Origin of the sequence: Desulfosarcina ovata subsp. ovata, assembly GCF_009689005.1 — a bacterium.
In the GTDB taxonomy this organism is placed as follows: Bacteria; Desulfobacterota; Desulfobacteria; order Desulfobacterales; family Desulfosarcinaceae; genus Desulfosarcina; species Desulfosarcina ovata.
Window position 1 is genome coordinate 2,066,268 of the sequence record NZ_AP021879.1, and the last position, 20,642, is coordinate 2,086,909.

General features: G+C 53.6%; 15 protein-coding genes, 1 tRNA gene and 1 pseudogene. 14 read left to right on the top strand and 3 right to left on the bottom strand.

The window, feature by feature from the left end; all coding sequences use genetic code 11:
- Nucleotides 1-21: 21 nt before the first annotated feature.
- The gene (locus GN112_RS09410; RefSeq protein WP_155309976.1) at nucleotides 22-915 is read left to right on the top strand and encodes an alpha/beta hydrolase; all 894 of its coding nucleotides are present in this window, start codon (nucleotides 22-24) and stop codon (nucleotides 913-915) included.
- 6 nt (nucleotides 916-921) lie between these two features.
- On the opposite strand, the gene mtgA is transcribed toward GN112_RS09410, so the two are convergent.
- Entirely contained in the window at nucleotides 922-1,632 is a 711-nt protein-coding gene (mtgA, locus tag GN112_RS09415; RefSeq protein WP_197743300.1) for a monofunctional biosynthetic peptidoglycan transglycosylase, read from the bottom strand.
- 40 nt (nucleotides 1,633-1,672) lie between these two features.
- The gene (locus GN112_RS09420; RefSeq protein WP_155309978.1) at nucleotides 1,673-2,455 is read right to left on the bottom strand and encodes a TatD family hydrolase; all 783 of its coding nucleotides are present in this window, start codon (nucleotides 2,453-2,455) and stop codon (nucleotides 1,673-1,675) included.
- Between the two features lie 298 nt (nucleotides 2,456-2,753).
- On the opposite strand from GN112_RS09420, the gene GN112_RS09425 reads away from it, so the two are divergent.
- Nucleotides 2,754-2,830: transfer RNA gene (locus GN112_RS09425), tRNA-Trp, on the top strand.
- Between the two features lie 425 nt (nucleotides 2,831-3,255).
- Nucleotides 3,256-4,449, top strand: a complete 1,194-nt coding sequence (locus GN112_RS09430) for an AMP-binding protein (RefSeq protein ID WP_162458859.1) — start codon at nucleotides 3,256-3,258, stop codon at nucleotides 4,447-4,449.
- A gap of 86 nt (nucleotides 4,450-4,535) precedes the next feature.
- Here GN112_RS09430 and GN112_RS09435 read toward each other — a convergent pair whose 3' ends face one another.
- A complete protein-coding gene (locus GN112_RS09435; RefSeq protein WP_155309980.1) occupies nucleotides 4,536-6,698 on the bottom strand; it encodes an IS701 family transposase in 2,163 nt (720 codons plus the stop codon).
- 17 nt (nucleotides 6,699-6,715) lie between these two features.
- On the opposite strand from GN112_RS09435, the gene GN112_RS09440 reads away from it, so the two are divergent.
- The 11 genes and pseudogenes from GN112_RS09440 (at nucleotide 6,716) to GN112_RS09485 (ending at nucleotide 20,546) form a co-directional block, all read left to right on the top strand.
- Nucleotides 6,716-7,171, top strand: coding sequence for an AMP-binding enzyme (locus GN112_RS09440; protein WP_155309981.1), 456 nt, complete (start codon nucleotides 6,716-6,718; stop codon nucleotides 7,169-7,171).
- A gap of 542 nt (nucleotides 7,172-7,713) precedes the next feature.
- Nucleotides 7,714-8,490, top strand: a complete 777-nt coding sequence (locus GN112_RS09445) for an electron transfer flavoprotein subunit beta/FixA family protein (RefSeq protein ID WP_155309982.1) — start codon at nucleotides 7,714-7,716, stop codon at nucleotides 8,488-8,490.
- 69 nt (nucleotides 8,491-8,559) lie between these two features.
- Complete coding sequence (locus GN112_RS09450; RefSeq protein ID WP_155309983.1) at nucleotides 8,560-9,519, top strand: electron transfer flavoprotein subunit alpha/FixB family protein; 960 nt, start codon at nucleotides 8,560-8,562, stop codon at nucleotides 9,517-9,519.
- Nucleotides 9,520-9,606: 87 nt separating this feature from the next.
- Nucleotides 9,607-11,712, top strand: coding sequence for a (Fe-S)-binding protein (locus GN112_RS09455; RefSeq protein ID WP_155309984.1), 2,106 nt, complete (start codon nucleotides 9,607-9,609; stop codon nucleotides 11,710-11,712).
- Nucleotides 11,713-11,874: 162 nt separating this feature from the next.
- A complete protein-coding gene (locus GN112_RS09460; RefSeq protein WP_155309985.1) occupies nucleotides 11,875-12,351 on the top strand; it encodes a hypothetical protein in 477 nt (158 codons plus the stop codon).
- 533 nt (nucleotides 12,352-12,884) lie between these two features.
- Nucleotides 12,885-13,043, top strand: a pseudogene (locus GN112_RS35225) (helix-turn-helix domain-containing protein); the annotation flags it as partial.
- Between the two features lie 33 nt (nucleotides 13,044-13,076).
- Entirely contained in the window at nucleotides 13,077-13,658 is a 582-nt protein-coding gene (locus GN112_RS09465) for an IclR family transcriptional regulator (RefSeq protein WP_162458695.1), read from the top strand.
- Between the two features lie 68 nt (nucleotides 13,659-13,726).
- Complete coding sequence (locus GN112_RS09470; RefSeq protein ID WP_155309987.1) at nucleotides 13,727-15,685, top strand: aldehyde ferredoxin oxidoreductase N-terminal domain-containing protein; 1,959 nt, start codon at nucleotides 13,727-13,729, stop codon at nucleotides 15,683-15,685.
- A 26-nt stretch (nucleotides 15,686-15,711) separates the two neighbouring features.
- Complete coding sequence (locus tag GN112_RS09475; protein ID WP_155309988.1) at nucleotides 15,712-16,257, top strand: 4Fe-4S dicluster domain-containing protein; 546 nt, start codon at nucleotides 15,712-15,714, stop codon at nucleotides 16,255-16,257.
- A 33-nt stretch (nucleotides 16,258-16,290) separates the two neighbouring features.
- Nucleotides 16,291-17,451 (top strand): (Fe-S)-binding protein, encoded by a 1,161-nt coding sequence (locus GN112_RS09480; RefSeq protein ID WP_155309989.1) that lies wholly within the window; start codon nucleotides 16,291-16,293, stop codon nucleotides 17,449-17,451.
- Between the two features lie 29 nt (nucleotides 17,452-17,480).
- Nucleotides 17,481-20,546, top strand: a complete 3,066-nt coding sequence (locus GN112_RS09485) for a CoB--CoM heterodisulfide reductase iron-sulfur subunit A family protein (protein WP_231716975.1) — start codon at nucleotides 17,481-17,483, stop codon at nucleotides 20,544-20,546.
- Nucleotides 20,547-20,642 lie beyond the last annotated feature (96 nt).

Sequence of the window (20,642 nt, forward strand, 5' to 3'; positions counted from 1 at the left end):
TAAAGAGAAGGGGCGACCGCCATGCATGCCGATTCAACAATCAGGATACCGCAACGGCTGGCGCAATTGGACGGCTACCTGGCGAATACCGAATCGCGATGCGCTGGGATCCGGAAAAGCTGCGAGAAAAAGATCGTCTGGTATGGCGGGCGGGTGGAGAAACGGCCCCTGGCCATCGTTTACCTTCACGGTTTTTCGGCCAGTCGCATGGAAACCTGGCCCTTGTGCGACCGGTTGGCGGCATCGATCGGTGCCAATCTCTTTTACACACGACTGGCCGGACATGGGCAGGACGGCACTGCGCTGGGTGCCGCCCGGGTTGAAGAATGGCTGGCCGACGGGCTGGAGGCCATGGCCATCGGAGACCGAATCGGCGAACGGATCATCCTCGTGGGCGCCTCCACCGGCGGCACCCTGGCCACCTGGCTGGCGGCACAGCCGTCGGTAGCGCCCCTGCTGCAACGGCTGATCCTGCTGTCGCCCAACTTCATGCCCAAGAATCCCATGGCTGCTGCAGCCCTCTGGCCACCGTCATTCCGGTTGGTCGAAGCATTTTTCGGCAGCTGGCGCTGTTTCAGCGCCGTCAATCGATTGCAAGCCCGCTACTGGACCACGCGCTATCCGCTATGTGCCGTCGCCAGCATGATGCAAATGGTTAAAAAATCCTGGCGGGCCGACCTTCGTGTCGCCACCATGCCGGTGCTGATGCTGATCAACCCCTGGGACCGGATAATCAATGTCAGCCTAGCCCTGGCCCGCTTTATGGGATTTCCCTCTCCCCGTAAGCGATTAATTTTTTTCAGGGCCAATCGCGATCCGGGGCGACATGTACTGGCAGGTTCGATTCTCTCACCGGAAACCACCGCCACGGTGTTGGGAATCATCCGGAAAAATCTTAACGAAGCACTGAAATGAGCATTATCAAACGCCATGCCGCTCGAGAAATCGTGTGCCGCCAAGCCGATCCATCTGGACCATGATCTGCCAAGTACGCCGGACCACATAGTCCGATGGCCGGGCGGCGGACATGCGGCGGGGTGAGGGCAGGACCGCGGCCAGCGTGGCGGCCCGGCGCCGGTTCAGCCGGGTGGCCGGGAGACCATAGAAACGCTGGCTGGCCGCCTCGACGCCAAACACGCCGCGGCCCATCTCGGCAATGTTCAGATAAACCGTCAGAATCCGCTCCTTTGGCCAGAGCAGTTCCATCAGCAAAGTAAAGTAAACCTCGATCCCTTTTCTCACATAGCTGGCTCGCGGCCACAGAAAAAGATTTTTGGCCACCTGCTGGCTGATGGTGCTGGCCCCCCGGGGGTGCTTGCGCGTCCGGTTCTCCTCAATGGCGTTCGTAACCGCCTTTAAATCGATTCCCCAGTGGGCAAAAAAGTTCTGGTCCTCCGAGGCGATGACCGCCAGGGCGGCGTTGGGCGAGATCCGGTCCATGGGAACCCAGCGATAATCGACGGCCCTGCCGGACAGGCGCTGGCGTAGCATGAAGGCACTGGTTGGCACGGGGACCCACCGAAAAAGCAGGGTTACCAGCACGGTCAGGATAAAAACGCCGCCGACCACAAGCATCAGCCGTTGCCGAATGCGCCCCCAGAAGGATCGTTGTTTGGTTTTTTTCTTTGCCATGGCCAATTTCCCAGAGCCGGTTGGCAGGAAAAATTTCGGTTCAGAGAGAATAGAAACGCAGCGCGTTGCTAAAAAACAGTTTTTCTCGCAAGGATTCGGAGATTTCCTCATTATTGCGTGCCTGCACCACATCCTCGAAAAACGTACTGCCCGAGTCGGTGTTGCCCATGATCCGCCCGATGCGCGCCGATTCATTGGCCAGGATCTGCTTCATCTCTGTCCATGCGGTTTTAACCGGGCTGAGCGTGACACCGGACCAGAAGCCGGCATCCAGAACCGACTTTATCGTATCTGCGGTGCAGTGATCGACGACCAACCGCTGGCAAAGGTCGCCAAAGTCCGCAAGCATGGCCAGCGTGATCGCGGTGATCGCTGCTTTGTTGGCACGGGGCGTGTGCACACCGATCACCTTGCCATGGGCCGTCATGCGGCGACCGATTTCAAGCTGGGCAATGAGGATCTCCTTCTCCCTGGCATCGCCGGTCTCAAGGCCGATCTCACCGATCCCCAGGCAAAGCGGATCGGCAAGCGACTTCTCCAGCAGGGCGTCGATCTGTTCCGGTTTGAGATCCGGTGGAATCGAACGCGGATGCACACCGGACAGGTAGTAACACGCCAGGCCGGCAGCCGCGTGGGTATGGATGCAGGCGGCCTTAGCCGCCAGGCAGTCGGCAAAATGGTCGACTGACTGAACGTTTTCAAAATAGGCCCAGGACACCACCGCGCAGCGGTTGGCTTTGAGCCACGCAATCCGCTGGGGATGATGCCGGGTGATCAGATCAAGGTGGACGTGGCTGTCGAGGATGGTTGCCGGTATGGTCATGATTGCAGGCCTTTCTTCAAGGGGTACAGCGATTGCCTGACAATAAAACACAACTGGCCGCAAAAGGCTATTGCCAGGCAGGACTATTCATGAAATAGCGCAAAGTTTTCCATGTTTCCCTCAGTTGAGATTGGGATTTTACCATTTGGCATGGATTGAATCGGGGCGTTGGGTTTCCGATCAAGCCAGCGATCAGAATAGATCCAAATGCGATTCCCTGACACGCCGGCACTTGGTTATTGAACAATCATCAAATGTCTGCTAATGTGCGCTTTCTTTCTGTTCGACACACAGTTTAAGGCCAGTAGCTCGAATTGGTAGAGCACCGGACTCCAAATCCGGGTGTTGGGGGTTCGAGTCCCTCCTGGCCTGCCAACTTCACGCCAAAGGGAGCGCCGGGCAAACCTGCCCGGCGCTCCCTTTTGCATTTCTGCAGCCATTAATTTTTTACGGCTTCCCGCCCTACCTGGTGACAGCGCCCCAACCATCCGTTCGATCGTTGGGTGGTTTGTGTAGTAGACAGACTGAGCCGCCGTGTTAAATATTATTCATTTTATTTTCATCCATTATCTCTTGACATAAATACATCATCTTAATAGTCTCTTAAAAAAAACGAAACGTTGGTTCATAATATGGAACCCCATCAACCAGACCAATATTTTATTTTTAAGGTCCGTATATTTTACCGGGCACCGGACGGATGCATTCTGTTTTCTTCATTTCGCCATCAGCGGCATATCAATGGTTCATCGCCGTTACGCACCGATTGCCCCCTAACAACTTCAACGCAGGAGGAAAAAATGGATGTCAAAGACTTGATGTTGCGCCCTTGGGAAAGCGGATTTAAGCTGCCGGATACCTTCAACATGGCCAGTCTGCTTCTGGAACGGCATTTGACAGGAAACCAAGCCGAACGCACGGCGATCATCTACAAAGATGACATCATCTCCTATGGCCGGCTGGGAAGCATGGCCAACCAGATTGGCAATGCGCTGGGGAACCTGGGGGTCAAGCATGGCGACCGGGTGATTATTCTGCTTCACGATCGCCCCGAGTTTATCGCCCTTTTCCTGGGGGCCATGAAAATCGGTGCCGTCCCGGTTCCCATCAACATGCTGGCGACGACAAGCGATCTGGATTACTTCATCAGCGACAGTCAGGCATCCGTCGTTGTTATGGAGAGTGAATTCCATGAAAAGCTGAAATCCGTTATCGCCGGCTCAGCGCATCTCAAAACGGTTGTTGTGTTTGGGGATTCGGTTGATGGTGCGCCCGAATTGTCTCAGCTGATGAACGATGCGTCCGATCAGCTGGCGGTCTACCCCACCGCCAAGACCGACCACTCTTACTGGCTTTACACATCGGGCACGACCGGTCGTCCCAAAGGCGTGATCCATTTTCATAAGGACCTGGCCTATGCGGTCGAAACCTGGGGCCATCATGTGGTCCGGTTTACCCCCCAGGACCGCGTGTTATGCTCCTCAAAACTCTTTTTCTCCTATGGCCTCAACAACGCTCTCTACCTGCCCCTTTACTACGGCGCCTCGGTCATTCTCAATCCGGATCGCCCGCTTCCGGAAATCGTTCTTGGTCTGGTTGAAAAGCATAAACCCACGGGTTTCTTCTCTGTTCCCACGGCCTACGGCCAGATGCTTAACCATCTTGAGGAAATCGATCAGGAGCCCGACATGGGCAGCCTGCGGTTTTGTATCTCGGCCGGCGAAGCCCTGCCCGGCTCGCTTTTCCAGCGCTGGAAGAAAAAGTTCGGAATCGATATTCTCGATGGTCTGGGATCTTCAGAGGCCGGTTTCATCTATATCTCCAATCGCCCTGGAAAGGTTAAAGAGAATGCCAGCGGATTGGCTCTGCCCGGTTATAGCATTGAGGTTCGGGATGAAATGGGAGCCGTCTTGCCGACCGGTGAACTGGGAGAATTGTATGTAACCAGTGAAACCCTTTTCGCCGAATACTGGAACACTACAGCGAAACATTGATGTTATGAGAGTTGGCCAACATGATCCGTTTTTTCCTGTGTGACGTATACGAAATCAAATTACGGCGCAGGTGATATTGAACAATTTCATACATCCCCTCGGAACTCAGCGACCTGAGAGGAAGTACTACAGATAGTATTTTGCGAACCAAGGGAACCGTCAACAACGGAGTTTTTTTTAAAGCGCAATCTCATCCGCAGCATAAAGTGCAAGGCCAAGAATACGAAGGTCATGTGCCGATGCCAGGCGGTCCAGGAACGGTGTTCGTAGCAATCCATGCCAACCTGACTTTTGCCTTCCTGAAAGCACTGTTCAATTGGCCAGCGCATAGTAGAAGCTTTCACCATTTCGGAACGAGAAATTTTTTTGGGAGCATTGGAAATGGCGTATCTGATTTTACCATCGTCGTTTTGTCGAAAGAAAAGCCATTGTTGATCACCTGCCGGCAATCCGTCGCGAGACATATAAACGCGAATGCGAGCCACCTTGGCGATGATGGGTCCCTTGGCACCCTCGGCAACAACGACCGTCTTCCAGGACAGGCGACCGGACTTAGCGATTTCGGATACGGTTCTCGGCTTGGGTTGACCTGGTAATACTTTCTCTTTGGTGGGATGACGGCCATGCCCTTTATATGGCGGGATGCCCACTTTTGGCTTTTTTGTGAAAACCTGGGTATTGGACTTGATTGCGGCAAAGTAAAGCAGATCCTTGGGCAAGGCGTTTAAAAATTCTATGTCACTGCCAAAGGCGGCATCGGCGCCGACCCACTTTGCAGGGTAGTATTTCGCTGCGACAATCTCATTGATTAGTCTTAAGGCAATCTGCTGCTTGGTTTCAAAAACGAGATCTTCGGGGACCATGTTGAACCGGCGTCGCTTTTCCTGCTCGGGAGAAAACCAGCTTTCCGGCATATACAACTGGCAATTGAGCAGGCCATATCCCTTATCGCTTGAGTAGCCAATAAAGACACCGGATTGGCAGTTCTCTGTTTTTCCCAACGGACCACAATACTGCCGAGCCACACCGACCGATTCTTTGCCTTTTTTGGGAAAATCGCTGGGATCGACGGTAATCATTCCATCGGGGGCGGCGATCAACGGCGCCAACATTTCCTGATGAACTCGCAGCATGGTGTCATGGTCCCAACGACCGTTCTTCATGAACATCTGCAGGGAGCGGACAGATTTTTGATCGAGAAATTCAAGCGCGATCGGTTCCACGGATTTGGCTTCGGCATTGCTCATGAGTCCGGAAAAATAGGCTAATCCCAGACGGTGATGTTCGGAGCGTCCGTAAGCATCATGAAAGCATTGATGAAAATCGACGAGCTCTTTTGCAATCGTTTCGAGATCAAAGGGATCGAGATTCAAATCGGCAGTAAGTTGCGGATGCCATCGACAATGTTCTAAAAGCATGACCAACGCCTCCACTTTGGTTTGGGTGGAAGGGCGATCACACGAAAGGGCGGGCTGTTGTCGGCAATCGATAATTTGTCTGAAGTTCGGGTCTAAAACATAAAGGTAAACCTCCTTTGGGTTGCCATGATAGCGATATCCTTTGCCTTGTTTGGTACTGCCCTGCGTAGGCCCAATGTGCTGCCAGTTGGCGGCTTTATAGCAGGTGCCTGCAAAGTAGCGGTTGTCGACAAACGTTTCCAGAAGCAGGAGTCGATGACTGAAATGGCGTAGCCAATCCGCAGGCAACCGCGCGATATTGAGGGCCAAAACATGCGATGCCAGATTATGTAACTGAACCCAGGGCAGGATCAAAAAACGGCTGTTGGCTGCCAGTTGGTGCAGATGCTGTTTTCGTTGCTCCGGAGACCAACCGATAAAACGATCTCTTGCGGACAGTTTCAATGCCGGCGCGCTCCACGACAAACCAGCGACAGGACGGTCTTTTAAAAAAGCCAAGTACTTGAGCCGATGTCCCAGAAGCCGCCGATATCCTAAATAGTGGTGCTGACGGACCCATCGATCCCACAATGGTTCCCAGTCCGAACCACTGACGGGTACAACTTTGGCCGGGCCAAAATCCTTTATGGTTCCGGCTATTGCATCGGTGTTGAACGTAGGCGGAACCGGCGGCAAAATATCATTTTGTTTTTGAGCTATTTGCATAGCGGCAATGGTGTTGTTAACGGTAAAACGCGACTCCACGGCAGCGGAAAGAACCGCTTTCAAGCCGACGAACGAACAATGTGCAACGCCGTAGCTTCGATTGATCGCCCTGTTAATTGGAAGCATACATGCTTTTGATTTAATTGTCTACAGCTATCTTGCGCTGTAGTGGGAACAAACCGGACAAAACAGCCGAGACCCTGGTCGATGGCTGGATGCGTACCGGTGATATGGGACATATTGATGAGGACGGATATTTTTTCTACTCCGCCCGAGCCAATGACTCCATGAAGGTCAGCGGTATCTGGGTCTCTCCGCTGGAAGTAGAAAACGCCCTGCTCAGCCATCCGGCGGTGGCCGAATGTGCGGTCGTGGCCATGCAAGATGCCATGGACCTGATCAAACCCAAAGCATTTATCGCCTTAAGAAATGGCCAGGAAGCCGGCGATGACCTTGCCGACGCGCTGAAACGCCATGTCAAGGAAAAACTGGCACCCTACAAATATCCCCGCATCATTGAATTCGTGGATGATCTTCCCAAAACCTCGACCGGAAAGATCCAACGCTTCAAGCTTCGCGAGCAGACGCCGGCATCCTGATAACGACGGACCGTAATGGACGAGATCTATCTGCGCATTTGTACGCTGCTGTTGATTGTATAAAACGATTACTTGCCTGTCATCCTGCACCTATTTTTATTGACAAGTTATTTCGATGTGGCTAATTAGTTCTTGTAGCTACTTCTTAGCTGTTTTATAACCATGAATAACATTTAATATTTGGGACGATGCTGTCCTGACGGCCTTGGGTATCCGTTTCAAATAGTCGACGGCTTGACCGGCATAAAATTTGGTCATACATGCGGTGCAGCCAGCTGCAAGGCTTTAAGCCCCATACGGTTTTCCTGGCAAACTATTTTTTCCTTGACAAAACAAGGCTGCATCGGTAGATATAGAGATCATTCGTTCTCCATAGAGATATACAATCCATTTTCGAAGCGACCCCGGCAGATTACCGGTCTACTCAAGGAATTCGGTAATCCGTGTCGAGAACGATGCGTTCCATTTAAGGATAAATCAGGTCACTAACATCACATGATTTGAAATATAACCAAAGAAACATCAACGATTAGGAGGACGACTTGAAAATTCTCACCACTTTAAAAAAGGTAGTTGATGTGGAATTGACCATCAACGTCAAAGATGGAGCCATCGTTGAAGACGGGCTGCAGTACGTGATGAATGCCTGGGACGAGAATGCCATCGAATCCGCTGTGCAGCTCAAGGAAAGCAGCAAGGCGGAAACGACGCTGGTCAGCATCGGCGGTGGCGATAACAGCGAAATCATCCGCAAGGCATACGCCATGGGCATTGAGCAGGGCATTCATGTCGACGATCCCGCTCTGGCCAAGGCCGATTCGTTCGCTTTTGCCAAAGTACTGCAGAAGGTCTTCGAAAAAGGCCCCTATGATCTGGTGATTACCGGCAAACAGGCTCAGGACACGGACAGCGGCCAGACGGGTATCCTCCTTGCCGAAGCGCTGGGCGTGCCGTGTGTGAGCAACGTGATTGCCATTGAAACGTTGGACGACCAGAATATAAAGGTGTCCCGCCTGGGTGACGCCGGTACTGAAATTCTCGAAGTGGCCCTGCCCGCCGTGGTCACCGTAAGTGACAGCATCAATGAACCGCGCCTGCCGCAGCTGCGTGGAATCATGATGGCCAAGAAAAAGAAAATTGAATCCATGGATCTGGCCGGCCTGGGGCTCACAAGCGACGATGTCGCCAGCCCGAAATCGGAAGTCGTCGAATTTATGGCCACCGAAGCACGCCAGGCCGGAAAGAAATTTGAAGGCGATGCCGCCAGTATCACCGCCGAAGTGGTCGGCCTCCTGGCCAGTGAAGCCAATGTGTTTTAGGTCCGCATTTATCGATGATTGACAATCCTCACTGGACATTAACCGGATTCAAATAAGGAAAACAATATCATGGCTAAAGTACTTGTCATTGCAGACATTAAAAATGGAGCCCTGGGCAGCAGCACCACCGAACTTCTATCCAAAGCCAAAGCCATCGGCGCCGAAACCGCCGTGGTCGCCATCGGCAGTGGTATCGACGGCTTGATCCCCAATCTGGCAGGTGCCGGTTCCGACACCCAGTACGTTGCCGACGATGACAGCCTGGCGATGTTCTCTGCCGGCCCGTTCGCCGCGTGCGTGGTCGACGCGGCCAACCAGTTCGGTGCCGACATGGTCTGGTTCGGATTTTCCGAAAGCGGCAAAGCCGCGGCACCTCGGGTAGCTGCGCAATTGGACGTTGCCTGTGCAACGGATATCACCGACGTAATCCTTGATGGCGATCAGATCGCAATCGTTCGCCCGGCCATCGCCAACAAGGTCATGCAGCGAGTAAAAATCAATACGGCCAAAATGGTAGCGGTTATCCGTGCCGGGGCGTTCGAAGCCACGGAAGGCATTACCGGCAGTGAAAATGTGGTCAAGCTGACCGCACCGGAAGCAGATCTGAAGGCCGTCATCAAGGAGATCCTGACGGATGCCAGTGGCGACATCGATCTGGCCGATGCCGACATCGTCGTATCCGTGGGTCGCGGCGCCAAAAACCAGGAGGGGGTAGACATGGTCAAGGGGCTTGCCGATGACCTGAAAGCCGGTTTCGGTTCATCCCGGGCAATGGTCGACGGCGGCTTCATGCCCCACAACAAACAGGTCGGCCAAACCGGCAAAATCGTGGCACCGACCCTTTATATGGCATTCGGTATCTCCGGCGCCATTCAGCACATTGCCGGCATGAGCGGCGCCAAAGTGATTCTGGCCGTCAACAAAGACCCCGAAGCGCCGATCTTCAACCTGGCCGATTACGGTATCGTCGGCGACCTTTTCGAAGTGGTTCCGATCCTTCGCGAAGAGATCAAAAAAGTCAGAGCATAGCCGAACCATGCCTGTTCCCTCCCGCCCCTCGCGGGAACAGGCATTCATTCAATCCACTATTTTCAGACGGTATTGCAAGAGGTAACCATGAATCCCCTGTTGATGTCCCTTCTGATCATTGTCGCACTAGCCGTTTTCACCCGTACGATGATCGGCAAGCTGAAATTGCTGGCCGCCCTCGAACCCGCCGACCGAACCAATCATCTGATCCAGCGGCTGAAAAGTCTTCTGGTGCTGGCGATCGGCCAAAAACGCCTGGTCGGCAGAGCCAAGGAACGAAGCTCGGGGATCATGCACGCGCTTATCTTCTGGGGGTTCTGCGTCCTTTTGATCCGCAGTATCACCCTGTATGGCGAAGGTTTTCAGGCAGGCTTTCATCTGCCCTTTTTGGGCGGTGACAACCTGATCACCTACCTGTATATCGGGCTTAAGGACATCATGGAGGGCGTCGTCCTCCTGATGGCCATCTGGGCCATCTACCGCCGTGCGGTCGTCAAACCCGAACGGCTGCACAACACGTTCGAGGCCTACCTGGTGCTTGTCATGATCGGCGTCCTGATGATCTCCGATCTGCTTTACGATGGTACCCGCTACAACCTGATTCATCTTTACAATCAGGACAGCATCCACTTCTTGAGCCACGCGACCTACGGATCTGAATTTACCTGGTCCCCGGTGTCGATGGTTGCGGCCAACCTGGTCGCCGGATTGGGCGTGGATGCCACCATCGCCATTTCGATGATCATGTTCTGGGTTCACATCTGCACCCAGCTGACCTTTCTCAACATCCTGCCGACCGGCAAGCACTTTCACGTCATCACCGCCCTGCCCAATGTTTTCCTGAAAAGCCTGGGCTACCCCCATGAAAAAACCAAAGTCCTCGACCTGGAAGATGAATCGGCCTGGGAGGATGAGTCCCTGGGGGTTAATCACATCCATCAGCTCAACTGGAAACAGGGGCTGGACCTATACACCTGTACCGAATGCGGCCGCTGCAAGGAGGTCTGCCCGGCCTACATGACCGACAAGCCGCTCAGCCTGTTTGACTTCAATGAAAGCCTGAAACACGAGCTGTATGCCAATCAGGACAATCTCCTGAAGCGGTCCAAACTGGCTGCGGGTCTTGTCAATCTGACCGATGAAGACAAAATCGCGGAAATCAAGGCTGGGATGGCCGAACTGAACAGTGAGAAACAGCTCATCGGAGACGTGATTGCCGAAGACACGCTATGGGCCTGTACCACCTGCCGGGCCTGCGAAGAGGTTTGCCCGGTGACCATCGAACATGTGCCGCGGATCATTGCCATGCGCCAGGGTCAGACCCTGATGGCCGAAGCTTACCCCAAAGAACTCAACGTGGCCCTGAAGGGGCTCGAGCGCAACGGCAATCCCTGGGGAATCGGATATGACAAGCGCGCCGAATGGGCCAAGGACCTGAACATCCCCACCATGGCCGACAGTCCGGATGTCGACTACCTGCTCTGGGTGGGCTGCGCCGGGTCCTTCGATGACCGTACGAAAAAGGTATCTGTCAGCCTGGCCAAAATCCTGCAGAAAGCCGGCATCAAGTTCGCCATCCTGGGTGTCGAAGAGAAATGCACCGGCGATTTCGCCCGCCGGGTCGGCAATGAGATGCTTTTCCAGATGATGGCCATGGAAAACATCGAGACCTTGAATGGCTACAATGTGAAGAAGATCATCGCCGCCTGCCCGCACTGTCTCAACACATTGAAACACGACTACGCCTCCATGGGCGGTAATTATGAGGTGATCCATCACAGCGCGTTCATTCACGACCTCATCAAATCCGGGAAAATCCAGTTGAACCCCAATATGCAGGGGACGATAACCTATCACGATCCCTGCTACCTGGGCCGCTACAACGGAATCTACGATCAGCCGCGTGAGATTCTGCGGTCGGTCGGCGGGTCCGGTTTCAGTGAACTGGACCGCCACGGCAGTGAAAGTTTCTGCTGTGGTGCCGGCGGCGGCCGAATGTGGATGGAAGAAAACATCGGCAAGCGCATCAACCTGGAACGCGCCGAGGAGATCGCCGCCAAGGGGGTTTCCAGCGTTGCGGTGGGATGCCCCTTCTGCCTGACCATGATTGAGGACGGCATGAAAGAGCTGGAAAAGGAAGAATCGATCAAAACCCTTGACATTGCCGAGATCGTTGAAAAAAATATGGTATAGCACCATTATAGATTGGTGATACTGTAAAATTCACAATTCAGACGGCTTTGCAGAAACGTTGGGTTTCTTCTGCAAAGCCGTCAAGTTTATCTGCGGCTTACAAATCCGTTTTTGGGTGGATTCGTCAAACTTAATGATATTGCATTCAAAGGAGGCACAACAGTGGCTGTTATCTTTTCTGCGCGGGAAATCGCCGAAGCGGCGGTTGAAAAAGAGAGAAGACGGAAAAGCTTTTACGCAACCGTATGTGAATTGAGCACAAATGAAAAAATGAAAGACCTGTTTCAGTTCCTGACCGAGGAAGAAGACCGCCACGTGACTGCCTTTTCTGAAATCAGGGACAAATTGCCCGAGGAAATCCGATCGGATGAATACAATGACGACATGGAAGCGTACATGGATTCGGTGGTCGATGACCGGCTCTATGCCAACATCGATTCAAAAGAGTTCGTCCAACAGGCCATCACGGCGAAAAATGTGTTTCAGCTGGCCATCGGTTTTGAAAAGGACGCCATCCTCTACTTCAGGGAATTTTTGCCGTATTTGACTGAAACGGACGGCAAAACGGTTCTTGAACTGATCGAACAGGAAAAAGGTCACATCCGAATGCTCGCCGACATGGAAAAAAAGATGGCCTAATTGAGATAAAAAGGTAACAGGAACAAATTTTTGTCATCTTCCGCCTGTTACCTTTTCACATGCTGCCGGGCTTCCCAACAAATAGCGCAATCAACCAGGAAAACGGCCCGCAGCAAGTCGCTTTCCTTCTCCCCGTAGAAAAAATGGCATGCGCAGTGATTGCCGTCCGGCAGCGCTGTGATGTTTCATTGTATGCACTCGCCGTCAATATCCGCCGTTAAATCGTTGTCGCGTACCGGGACAGGCTTTGGCACCGGCCCATTCAGAAAAGGCCCTTCATAATTGTAACGTGTTGTATTTTTAATAATATTACTTCTCTTTTAATCAGTATCGACCAGACATCATCCCCGCTTCGCGCCCCTTTCTTGAGTGAGCCTTTTTTGCTTCGTGAATCCGCTTTTTTTCTTGACAAAGGAAATCCACTTGGGTATTTATAGAGAACCTCGGTTCTCTCAGGAGATAGAGACAAGTTAATTAAAGGTTTCCATTGGCATAAATCAAACTTCACGATTCAACCAACGAGCAACCAGACGATGCATTACAAAAGGGTCCCTGCCATAGACAAATGTTTCTCCATCTTATATTTGATGGCGGAAGACAAAAGGCCCTTTGGATTTAATGAAATCGTAAAAAAACTTACTTTGAACAAAAGTACGGTTTTTAATATTCTTCACACACTCGACGATCTTGGCATTCTGGAAAAAGGTCAGGACGGACTGTTCAGATTGGGACCTCGACTTTTCGTTCTTGGCAGTGCCGCCGCCGGCGGGGCCGAACTGATCAAAACGGTCCATCCCTACCTCGAAGCCATTAACAGTCAGTTCAAATTCTCAACGTTCCTGGGTATCCTCGCCAATGAGGAAGTCATTATCGTCGACAAAGCCGATCGTGCGCACCTGGTAAAAATATCGTCCGAGATCGGAATGCGCAGGCCTGTTTTCGCCGGTGTTTCCGGAAAGGCCCTGCTTGCGCAGCTTCCCGTGAAAAAGATTGAAAAAATCATAGAAAACATTACGCCTGTCCAATATACGCCCAGAACCATTACCGACAAAATCGCCTTCAGGGATGAGATTCTTAAGGTCAAGCAAGACGGCATCGCCTATGACATGGAAGAATATATAGAAGGAATGATTGCCGTGGCGGTTCCGTTGCAAGCATACCGGGAAGATCTGCAGGCGGTCATATGGACGGTCGGACTGAAACACGATTTTACAAAACCTGTGATGGCGGAAATCTCAAGTGCCCTGTCCGCCGTCGCCGATGAGATCAATTCCCGTTTTTCACTGATCGCGGGGCATTTCGAATAGGCTGAATGAAACGTTAAAATAGGATTGCAACCTTAATTGGACGTTTTTCAAATTGAAGGGGTTAAATCATGAGGTACGCAGCAACAGGGGTTAACTTAGAAATCGATCTAACACGAGGAAGCATTGAAAAGGTGGAAACCGACCCTAAAACAACTGAACTCTTTTTTGGAGGACAGGGAGCGGCTGCCAAGATATTGTTTGAGCGGGTTCCGCCCGACACCGACCCCTTTTCGCCGGATAATCTTTTGATATTCAGTGCCGGGCTTCTCCACGCCACGCCTGTACCGGGCGCCAACCGAGTTGCCGTCAATACCTTCTCCCCCCAAACGAACCTGATGTCGCACTCGTTGATGGGCGGATTTTTTGGCCCTGAGATGAAACATGCCGGCTATGACCAGATTATTATCCGAGGTAAGGCATCAGACCTCGTCTACCTTTACATCCATAACGATACGGTCGAACTCAGAGACGCCACCCATCTGCGAGGCCGAGGCACCACCGAAACCGGTGACATCCTTAAAGAAGAGTTGAAAGACGACAAGCTTCAGGTGGCCGCCATCGGTCTTGCCGGTGAAAATCGCGTCTACACCGCATCCATCGACCATGGCCACTCCAGTGCGGCGCGTGGGGTTGGTGTGATCATGGGTGACAAACGGCTGAAAGCCATTGCCGTTCGCGGAACCAAAGATGTCAACATTGCCAAGCCGGCCGAGTTGTTCGATATATGCATGAAAATGCACAAGCGGATCTCCGAAGGCGACGGTTGCGGCGACTGGATGGCCTATGACGAGGACGACAGTTTTCACCATAACCATTTTTCCTGGGGCAATGCGCGCGTCAGGCGGATCGATTTTTGGAGCGATGAACTCCAAGAGCGCTGGACGAAAATCAAATACGACAACATGGACCGCCAGACCAGCTGCTACAACTGCCCCAAGAATTGTCGCAACGTGATCAATTGGCCCGGTCGCCGGAGATTCGGTTACAAATGCTATGGCAAGGACACCTACCATATGGCGGCCTTCAAAGAGTTGGATTTCAGCTATGATATCCTTGGCGTCGCCCAAGAGTATGGTCTCGATTCCTACTCGACGCCCCAGGTCATCGCCTTTGCCATAGAGCTTTACGAAGCCGGAATCTTGACAGACAAAGATATGCCGGGGCTGCCCGAAGACAGCGGTGACCGGTTCTGGTATATCATGGAAAAAATCGTCCGCCGCGAAGGAATTGGCGATATCCTCGCCGACGGCGTCTCCCTGGCAGCAAAGCGTATCGGCAACGGCGCTGAACAATACGATCACAATACGGTAAAACGGTTCGAACAGTTGCCCATCAAACTTGGCAAGATCAATCCCGCCTACTTCCTGATGATTGCCACGGGTGAAAAGATGAGCATCACCCAGATCGAGGGTTCCTTCCCCCAAGACCCGATTCGCGACCCGGAAAAGCGTAAAGAATTCTGCGACAAATGGGAGGCGGTACCGGAACAGAAATTCATTGACTATTTCATGAACTGGGAAAAACGGGACAAGATGTCGTCCCAGGCCTTCTGTGACATCGTCGACTGGAATGAAGCCATGCATTATATCGATGACTCCATCGGTCTTTGCGGGTTCGTCTCCTCTTTCAGGGGCCAGTTTGGTGGCGGCGTTGCCTATCACATGAACAATATTCCAGATTTTATCTCTTTTGCGACAGGCATGGAGATGAACAAAGAGAAACTCTGGGAAACCTTCAGGCGAATCCGGACCCTGGTTCGCGCAGTCAATGTGAGACGAGGTCTACGGAGAAAAGATGAACGTCCACCCGAAGATCACTGGGCGGTCAGAGATGAGGAAATGGAGCAGAACCTGCTCAGTGAATATTACCATTTCAAAGGGTGGAATGACCAGGGTGTACCCACCCAGGAGACATTGAAGAGCTTGGGTCTGGATTTCGTAAGTGAAGATCTGGTCGAACGTGGCATCCTTGATGAAAATGGAAACACGCCTACCGAAGACGAACCGGCCGTAGCCGTAGCCGAATAGATTTGATTCAAAGGGGGGTCGTAACCGTGACTGGTGGGAAAAAAACAAAAATTATAAAAGAGATCATCGTCAACGTCGATAAATGCACGGGCTGCCGTTCATGTGAGATGGCCTGCTCTGCGTTTCACTCCGTACCCAAATACAGCAGCCTCAATCCAGCCCGGGCACGCATCCGTGTCTTCATGGATGAGACCAAAGACCTGTATGTTCCGATTCGGGCCGGTGACTACACCCAGGCGGAATGCAACGGAAGAAACCGGTACACCATTGCAGGCAAGGAGTACTCCCAGTGTACCTTTTGTCCGGCATCCTGCCCTTCCAGAGATTATTTCAAAGAACCCGACTCCGGCCTGCCGCTGAAATGCGACATGTGCGAAAGCGTACCGCCGCTTGAAGAACCCATGTGCGTCCAGGCATGCAAGTTCGATGCGCTGACGTATATGGAGCGGGAAGAGGTCATCCCCGAGGAAGAAATCCAGCGGGGGGAGATGGAAGCCGGTATCGCTTCGCTGATTCATAAATACGGAGCCAAATCGGTAAGAGATGCCGTTGCCAGAGCAACCAAGCGCTAAAACATTAAGCCGAAAGAAGAGGCGGATACGATCGTGGAAACATTAGCCCCCTTCAAAGAAGTAATCGAAGAGATCAAAGAGGCAGGTGGAGAGGTTTTCAAGCTGTGTTTTCAATGCGGCAAGTGCGATACGGTCTGCCCGTGGAACCGGGTGAGAGAGTTCAGCATGCGCAAGCTGATCCGGCAGGCCACCTTCGGGCTGACGGAGATCGATGGCGAGGACATCTGGCGCTGCACCACCTGCGGGCGCTGCCCGGAGTACTGTCCCCGGGGGGTCAAGCAGATCGAGCTGGGCGTTTCCCTGCGGCGTATCGCCACGGCCTATGAGGTGTTTCCCGCGTCGGTGAAGTCGGCCCGCACGGCACGCGCCAGCCTGATTTCCGAAGGCAACCCCTTGCAGTTCGACCGCAAGAAACGCGCCGACTGGGTCAGCGCCAATGACGTCGCTGTCAAGCCCTTCGAAGAAGGCATGGAGATGCTTTATTTCGTGGGCTGTTATTTAAGCTTTGATCCGCGTATGAAAAAGGTCGCCGTGGCCACGGCCAGCATTCTCAACAAGGCCGGCATCGATTTCGGCATCTTGGGCGAGAAAGAGAACTGCTGCGGCGAAAGCATCCGCAAGACCGGCAGCGAGAACGTGTTCAAGGACCTGGCCAGAGAGAACATCAAAACCTTCGTGGATCATGGGGTCAAGCGCATCCTGGTCTCCTCCCCGCACTGCTACCACACCCTGAAGAACGAATATCCCGAGTTCATGGCCAATTTCGAGGTGGTGCACATCACCCAGTACCTGCTCGAGCTGATCGAGAGCGGCCGGCTGGAGATCACGGGCAGCTATGAAAAAACGGTGGCCTACCACGATCCCTGCTACATGGGCCGGCACAACGGGATTTACGACGAGCCGCGCGAGGTGTTGCGGCGCATCCCCGGCCTGAAGCTGGTGGAGCTGGCCGACAACCGCGTGGACAGCCTGTGCTGCGGCGGCGGGGGCGGCCGGATCTGGATGGATACGCCCAAGGAAGAGCGTTTTTCCGACATCCGGTTGCAGCAGGCCATGGACGTTCAGGCCCAGGAGCTGGCCACGGCCTGCCCTTACTGCATCACCAACTTTGAGGAGAGCCGCCTGAACATGGAACTCGAAGACGCCCTGGAGATCAAGGATATCACGGAAATCGTTTTGGCCGCGCTATCGTAAACCGGGAAAACCTGACAAGGACGGAAAAATTGGAAAAAGAACCAATCGAAGGGTTGTTGGACGACAGTCCCGAAAAAAATAATCGCATTGATGTAATGGTTGTCGGTGGAGGGATCAGCGGTATCCAGGCGGCCCTCGATCTGGCCGAGACAGGTTTCAAGGTTTACCTGGTCGACAAATCACCGGCCATCGGCGGCAAAATGTCACAGTTGGACAAAACATTTCCAACCAATGACTGCTCCATGTGTATCGAGTCGCCAAAATTCATCGAGTGCAGCCGGCATCCCAACATCGACATTCTGACCTATACCGAAGTAAAAAGCGTCGAAGGCGAGGCCGGCGACTTCACGGTGACACTGGTCAAAAAACCGAGATATATCATCGAGGAGAACTGTACCGGTTGTACGGTCTGTGTCGAATACTGCCCTGTCCAGGTTCCGGACCCGTATAACCAGAACCTCTCTTTGAACAAGGCGATCCACATCTATTTCTCCCAGGCGGTTCCCCTGATCACCTATATCGATCCGGAAACCTGCCTCTACCTTCAGGACGAGAAATGCACGATCTGCCAGGGCGCCTGTAAGAATGACGCCATCGACCTCCATCAAAAACCGGAAAAAATAGAGGTCGAGGTCGGTGCCATCGTTCTCGCTCCGGGATACGAGGTTTTCGATCCGAGACCCAGGGGCGATTACGGTTATGGGCAATTCGAGAATGTGGTCACCAGCCTCGACTTCGAACGTATCCTCTGCTCCACCGGACCCTATGAAGGCGAAATCCGGCGCCCCTCCGACGGCAAGCACCCCCACCGGATCGCCTGGATTCAGTGCGTTGGTTCACGGCAGGTCATCGAAGGCGGCAACAGCTACTGTTCGGCCGTCTGCTGCGCCTATACCCAGAAACAGGTGATCCTGGCCAAGGATCACGACGACAATCTCAATGCCACCATCTTCCATAACGATATCCGGGCATTTGGCAAGGACTTCGAGCGTTTCTACCAGCGGGCGGAAAACCTTGCCGACACCCGCTTCATTCGCAGTTATGTCTCCATCGGCAGGGAGATTCCGGAGACCAAAAACGTCACCATCCGCTACTCGACCGTCGACGACGGGGTCAAGGAAGAGGAATTCGACATGGTGGTGCTCTCCGTCGGGATCGCACCGCCGGCCGATGTGCAGGAGCTGGCCAACAAGTTCGGTATCGAGCTCAACCACCATCAGTTCTGTCTGAACAAAACGACCAACCCCATCGAAACCACCCGTCCCGGCATCTTTGTCAGCGGCGCGTTCCAGGGGCCGATTGACATTCCCGAGTCGGTCATGACCGCCAGTGGGGCCGAGGCACTCTGCGGCCAGCTCCTTGACTACCGCCGGGGCCAACTGGCCCGGGAACGGGAATATCCACCGGAGCGCGATGTCTCCGGAGAGGAACTCAAGGTCGGTGTTTTCGTGTGCCATTGCGGCGCCAATATCGGCCGGGTGGTCGATGTGCCCGACGTGGTCGAATATGCATCCACCCTTGGGCATGTTGTCCACGCCCAGGAGAGTCTTTTTGCCTGTTCCACGGAAAATGCCCAGCAAATCACGGACACGATCCGGGAAAAAGGGCTCAACCGCGTGGTCGTGGCGGCTTGTACCCCCCGGACCCACGAACCTCTTTTCCGGGATACGGTTCGCGAAGGCGGCATCAATCAATACTTCTACGAGATGGCCAACATTCGCGAGCACTGCTCCTGGGTCCACTCCAAGGAGAAAGAAAAAGCCACCCAGAAGGCCAAAGAGATCATCCGCATGTCCGTGGCCCGCTCGACCCGCCTGGAACCGCTTCAGGAATTCGAACTGCCGGTCAACAAAGCGGCGCTGGTGGTTGGCGGTGGCGTCGCCGGCATGACCAGTGCGCTCAGCCTGGCCAAGCAGGGATTTACCGTGCACCTGATCGAAAAAGAGAGTGACCTGGGGGGGATGGTCCGTAAGCTTCACTACACCCTGGAGGGAATGGAGGTTCAGGCGTATCTGGAAGACACCGTCCGCCAGGTATACCGGCACCCGTTGATTCAGGTGTCCCTGGATGCCACCATCACGTCGGTTTCCGGATATGTGGGAAATTTCGTCACCACGGTCAAGACGGGATGGCAAACCAAGGAAATCAAGCATGGGGCCGCCATCATCGCCACCGGTGCCGAGGAGTATCAGCCCAGCGAATACCTGTACGGCGAAAATGAAAATGTGGTCACCTCGGTGGAGCTGGAGGAATTGATTTTCAACCAGGACGAAAAACTGGCCAGCACCGAGAGCCTGGTGATGATCCAGTGTGTCGGCTGCCGCCAGCCGGACCGCAATTACTGCAGCCGGGTATGCTGCAGCCATTCCATCAAAAATGCCTTGAAATTGAGGGCCCTCAATCCCGAAATGGATATTTACATTCTCTTTCGGGATATCCGCACCTATGGATTCAAGGAAGACTATTACCGCGAAGCCGCGGACAACAACATCCGCTTCATCCGCTACACACCCGAGGACAAACCCGAGGTGGAAGCGACCGATGAGGGCATCACCGTCACCGTTACCGACCCGGTCCTGGGCGACCGGCTTATGATCGATGCCAACATGCTCGCCCTGGCGGCGGCCGTTGTGCCCCCGAAGACCAACACCGAGATCGCCAAGCTGTTCAAGGTGGCCATGAACCCGGATGGGTTCTTCCAGGAAGCACACGTCAAACTGAGACCGGTCGATTTTGCCGCGGACGGTGTTTTCCTCTGCGGAACCGCGCAATATCCCAAGCACATCAACGAGACCATCAGCCAGGCCTATGGCGCCGCCGGTCGGGCCATCACCATCTTGAACAAGGACTCGGTACTGGCATCCGGTGCCGTTTGCGAGGTCAACGAAAAGGACTGCGTGGCCTGCGGGGCCTGCATCACCGCCTGTACTTACGGCGCGATCGAGTTCAAAGATACCCCCATCGGCAACAAGGCCTCGGTGAACCCGATCCTCTGCAAGGGTGACGGTCTTTGCAACGCGGTCTGCCCGGCCGATGCAATCGTTCTGAAGCACTTTACCAAAGATGAAATTCTCTGTCAGATCGATGCGGCCTGATGCTGCTTTTGCCAAAGAATAACGCGCCGGATCCGCCGCTGGGATAGGGCGGATCGCAAATGGCCAAGATACACCATATTTAATCTACAAGGGAGA

What these genes read in the sequence shown, in the direction of transcription:
- GN112_RS09435 (WP_155309980.1), bottom strand. Translation starts at nt 6,698, where the DNA reads ATGCTTCCAATTAACAGGGCGATCAATCGAAGCTACGGCGTTGCACAT.
- GN112_RS09450 (WP_155309983.1), top strand. Translation starts at nt 8,560, where the DNA reads ATGGCTAAAGTACTTGTCATTGCAGACATTAAAAATGGAGCCCTGGGC.
- GN112_RS09430 (WP_162458859.1), top strand. Translation starts at nt 3,256, where the DNA reads ATGGATGTCAAAGACTTGATGTTGCGCCCTTGGGAAAGCGGATTTAAG.
- GN112_RS09470 (WP_155309987.1), top strand. Translation starts at nt 13,727, where the DNA reads ATGAGGTACGCAGCAACAGGGGTTAACTTAGAAATCGATCTAACACGA.
- mtgA (WP_197743300.1), bottom strand. Translation starts at nt 1,632, where the DNA reads ATGGCAAAGAAAAAAACCAAACAACGATCCTTCTGGGGGCGCATTCGG.
- GN112_RS09420 (WP_155309978.1), bottom strand. Translation starts at nt 2,455, where the DNA reads ATGACCATACCGGCAACCATCCTCGACAGCCACGTCCACCTTGATCTG.
- GN112_RS09455 (WP_155309984.1), top strand. Translation starts at nt 9,607, where the DNA reads ATGAATCCCCTGTTGATGTCCCTTCTGATCATTGTCGCACTAGCCGTT.
- GN112_RS09410 (WP_155309976.1), top strand. Translation starts at nt 22, where the DNA reads ATGCATGCCGATTCAACAATCAGGATACCGCAACGGCTGGCGCAATTG.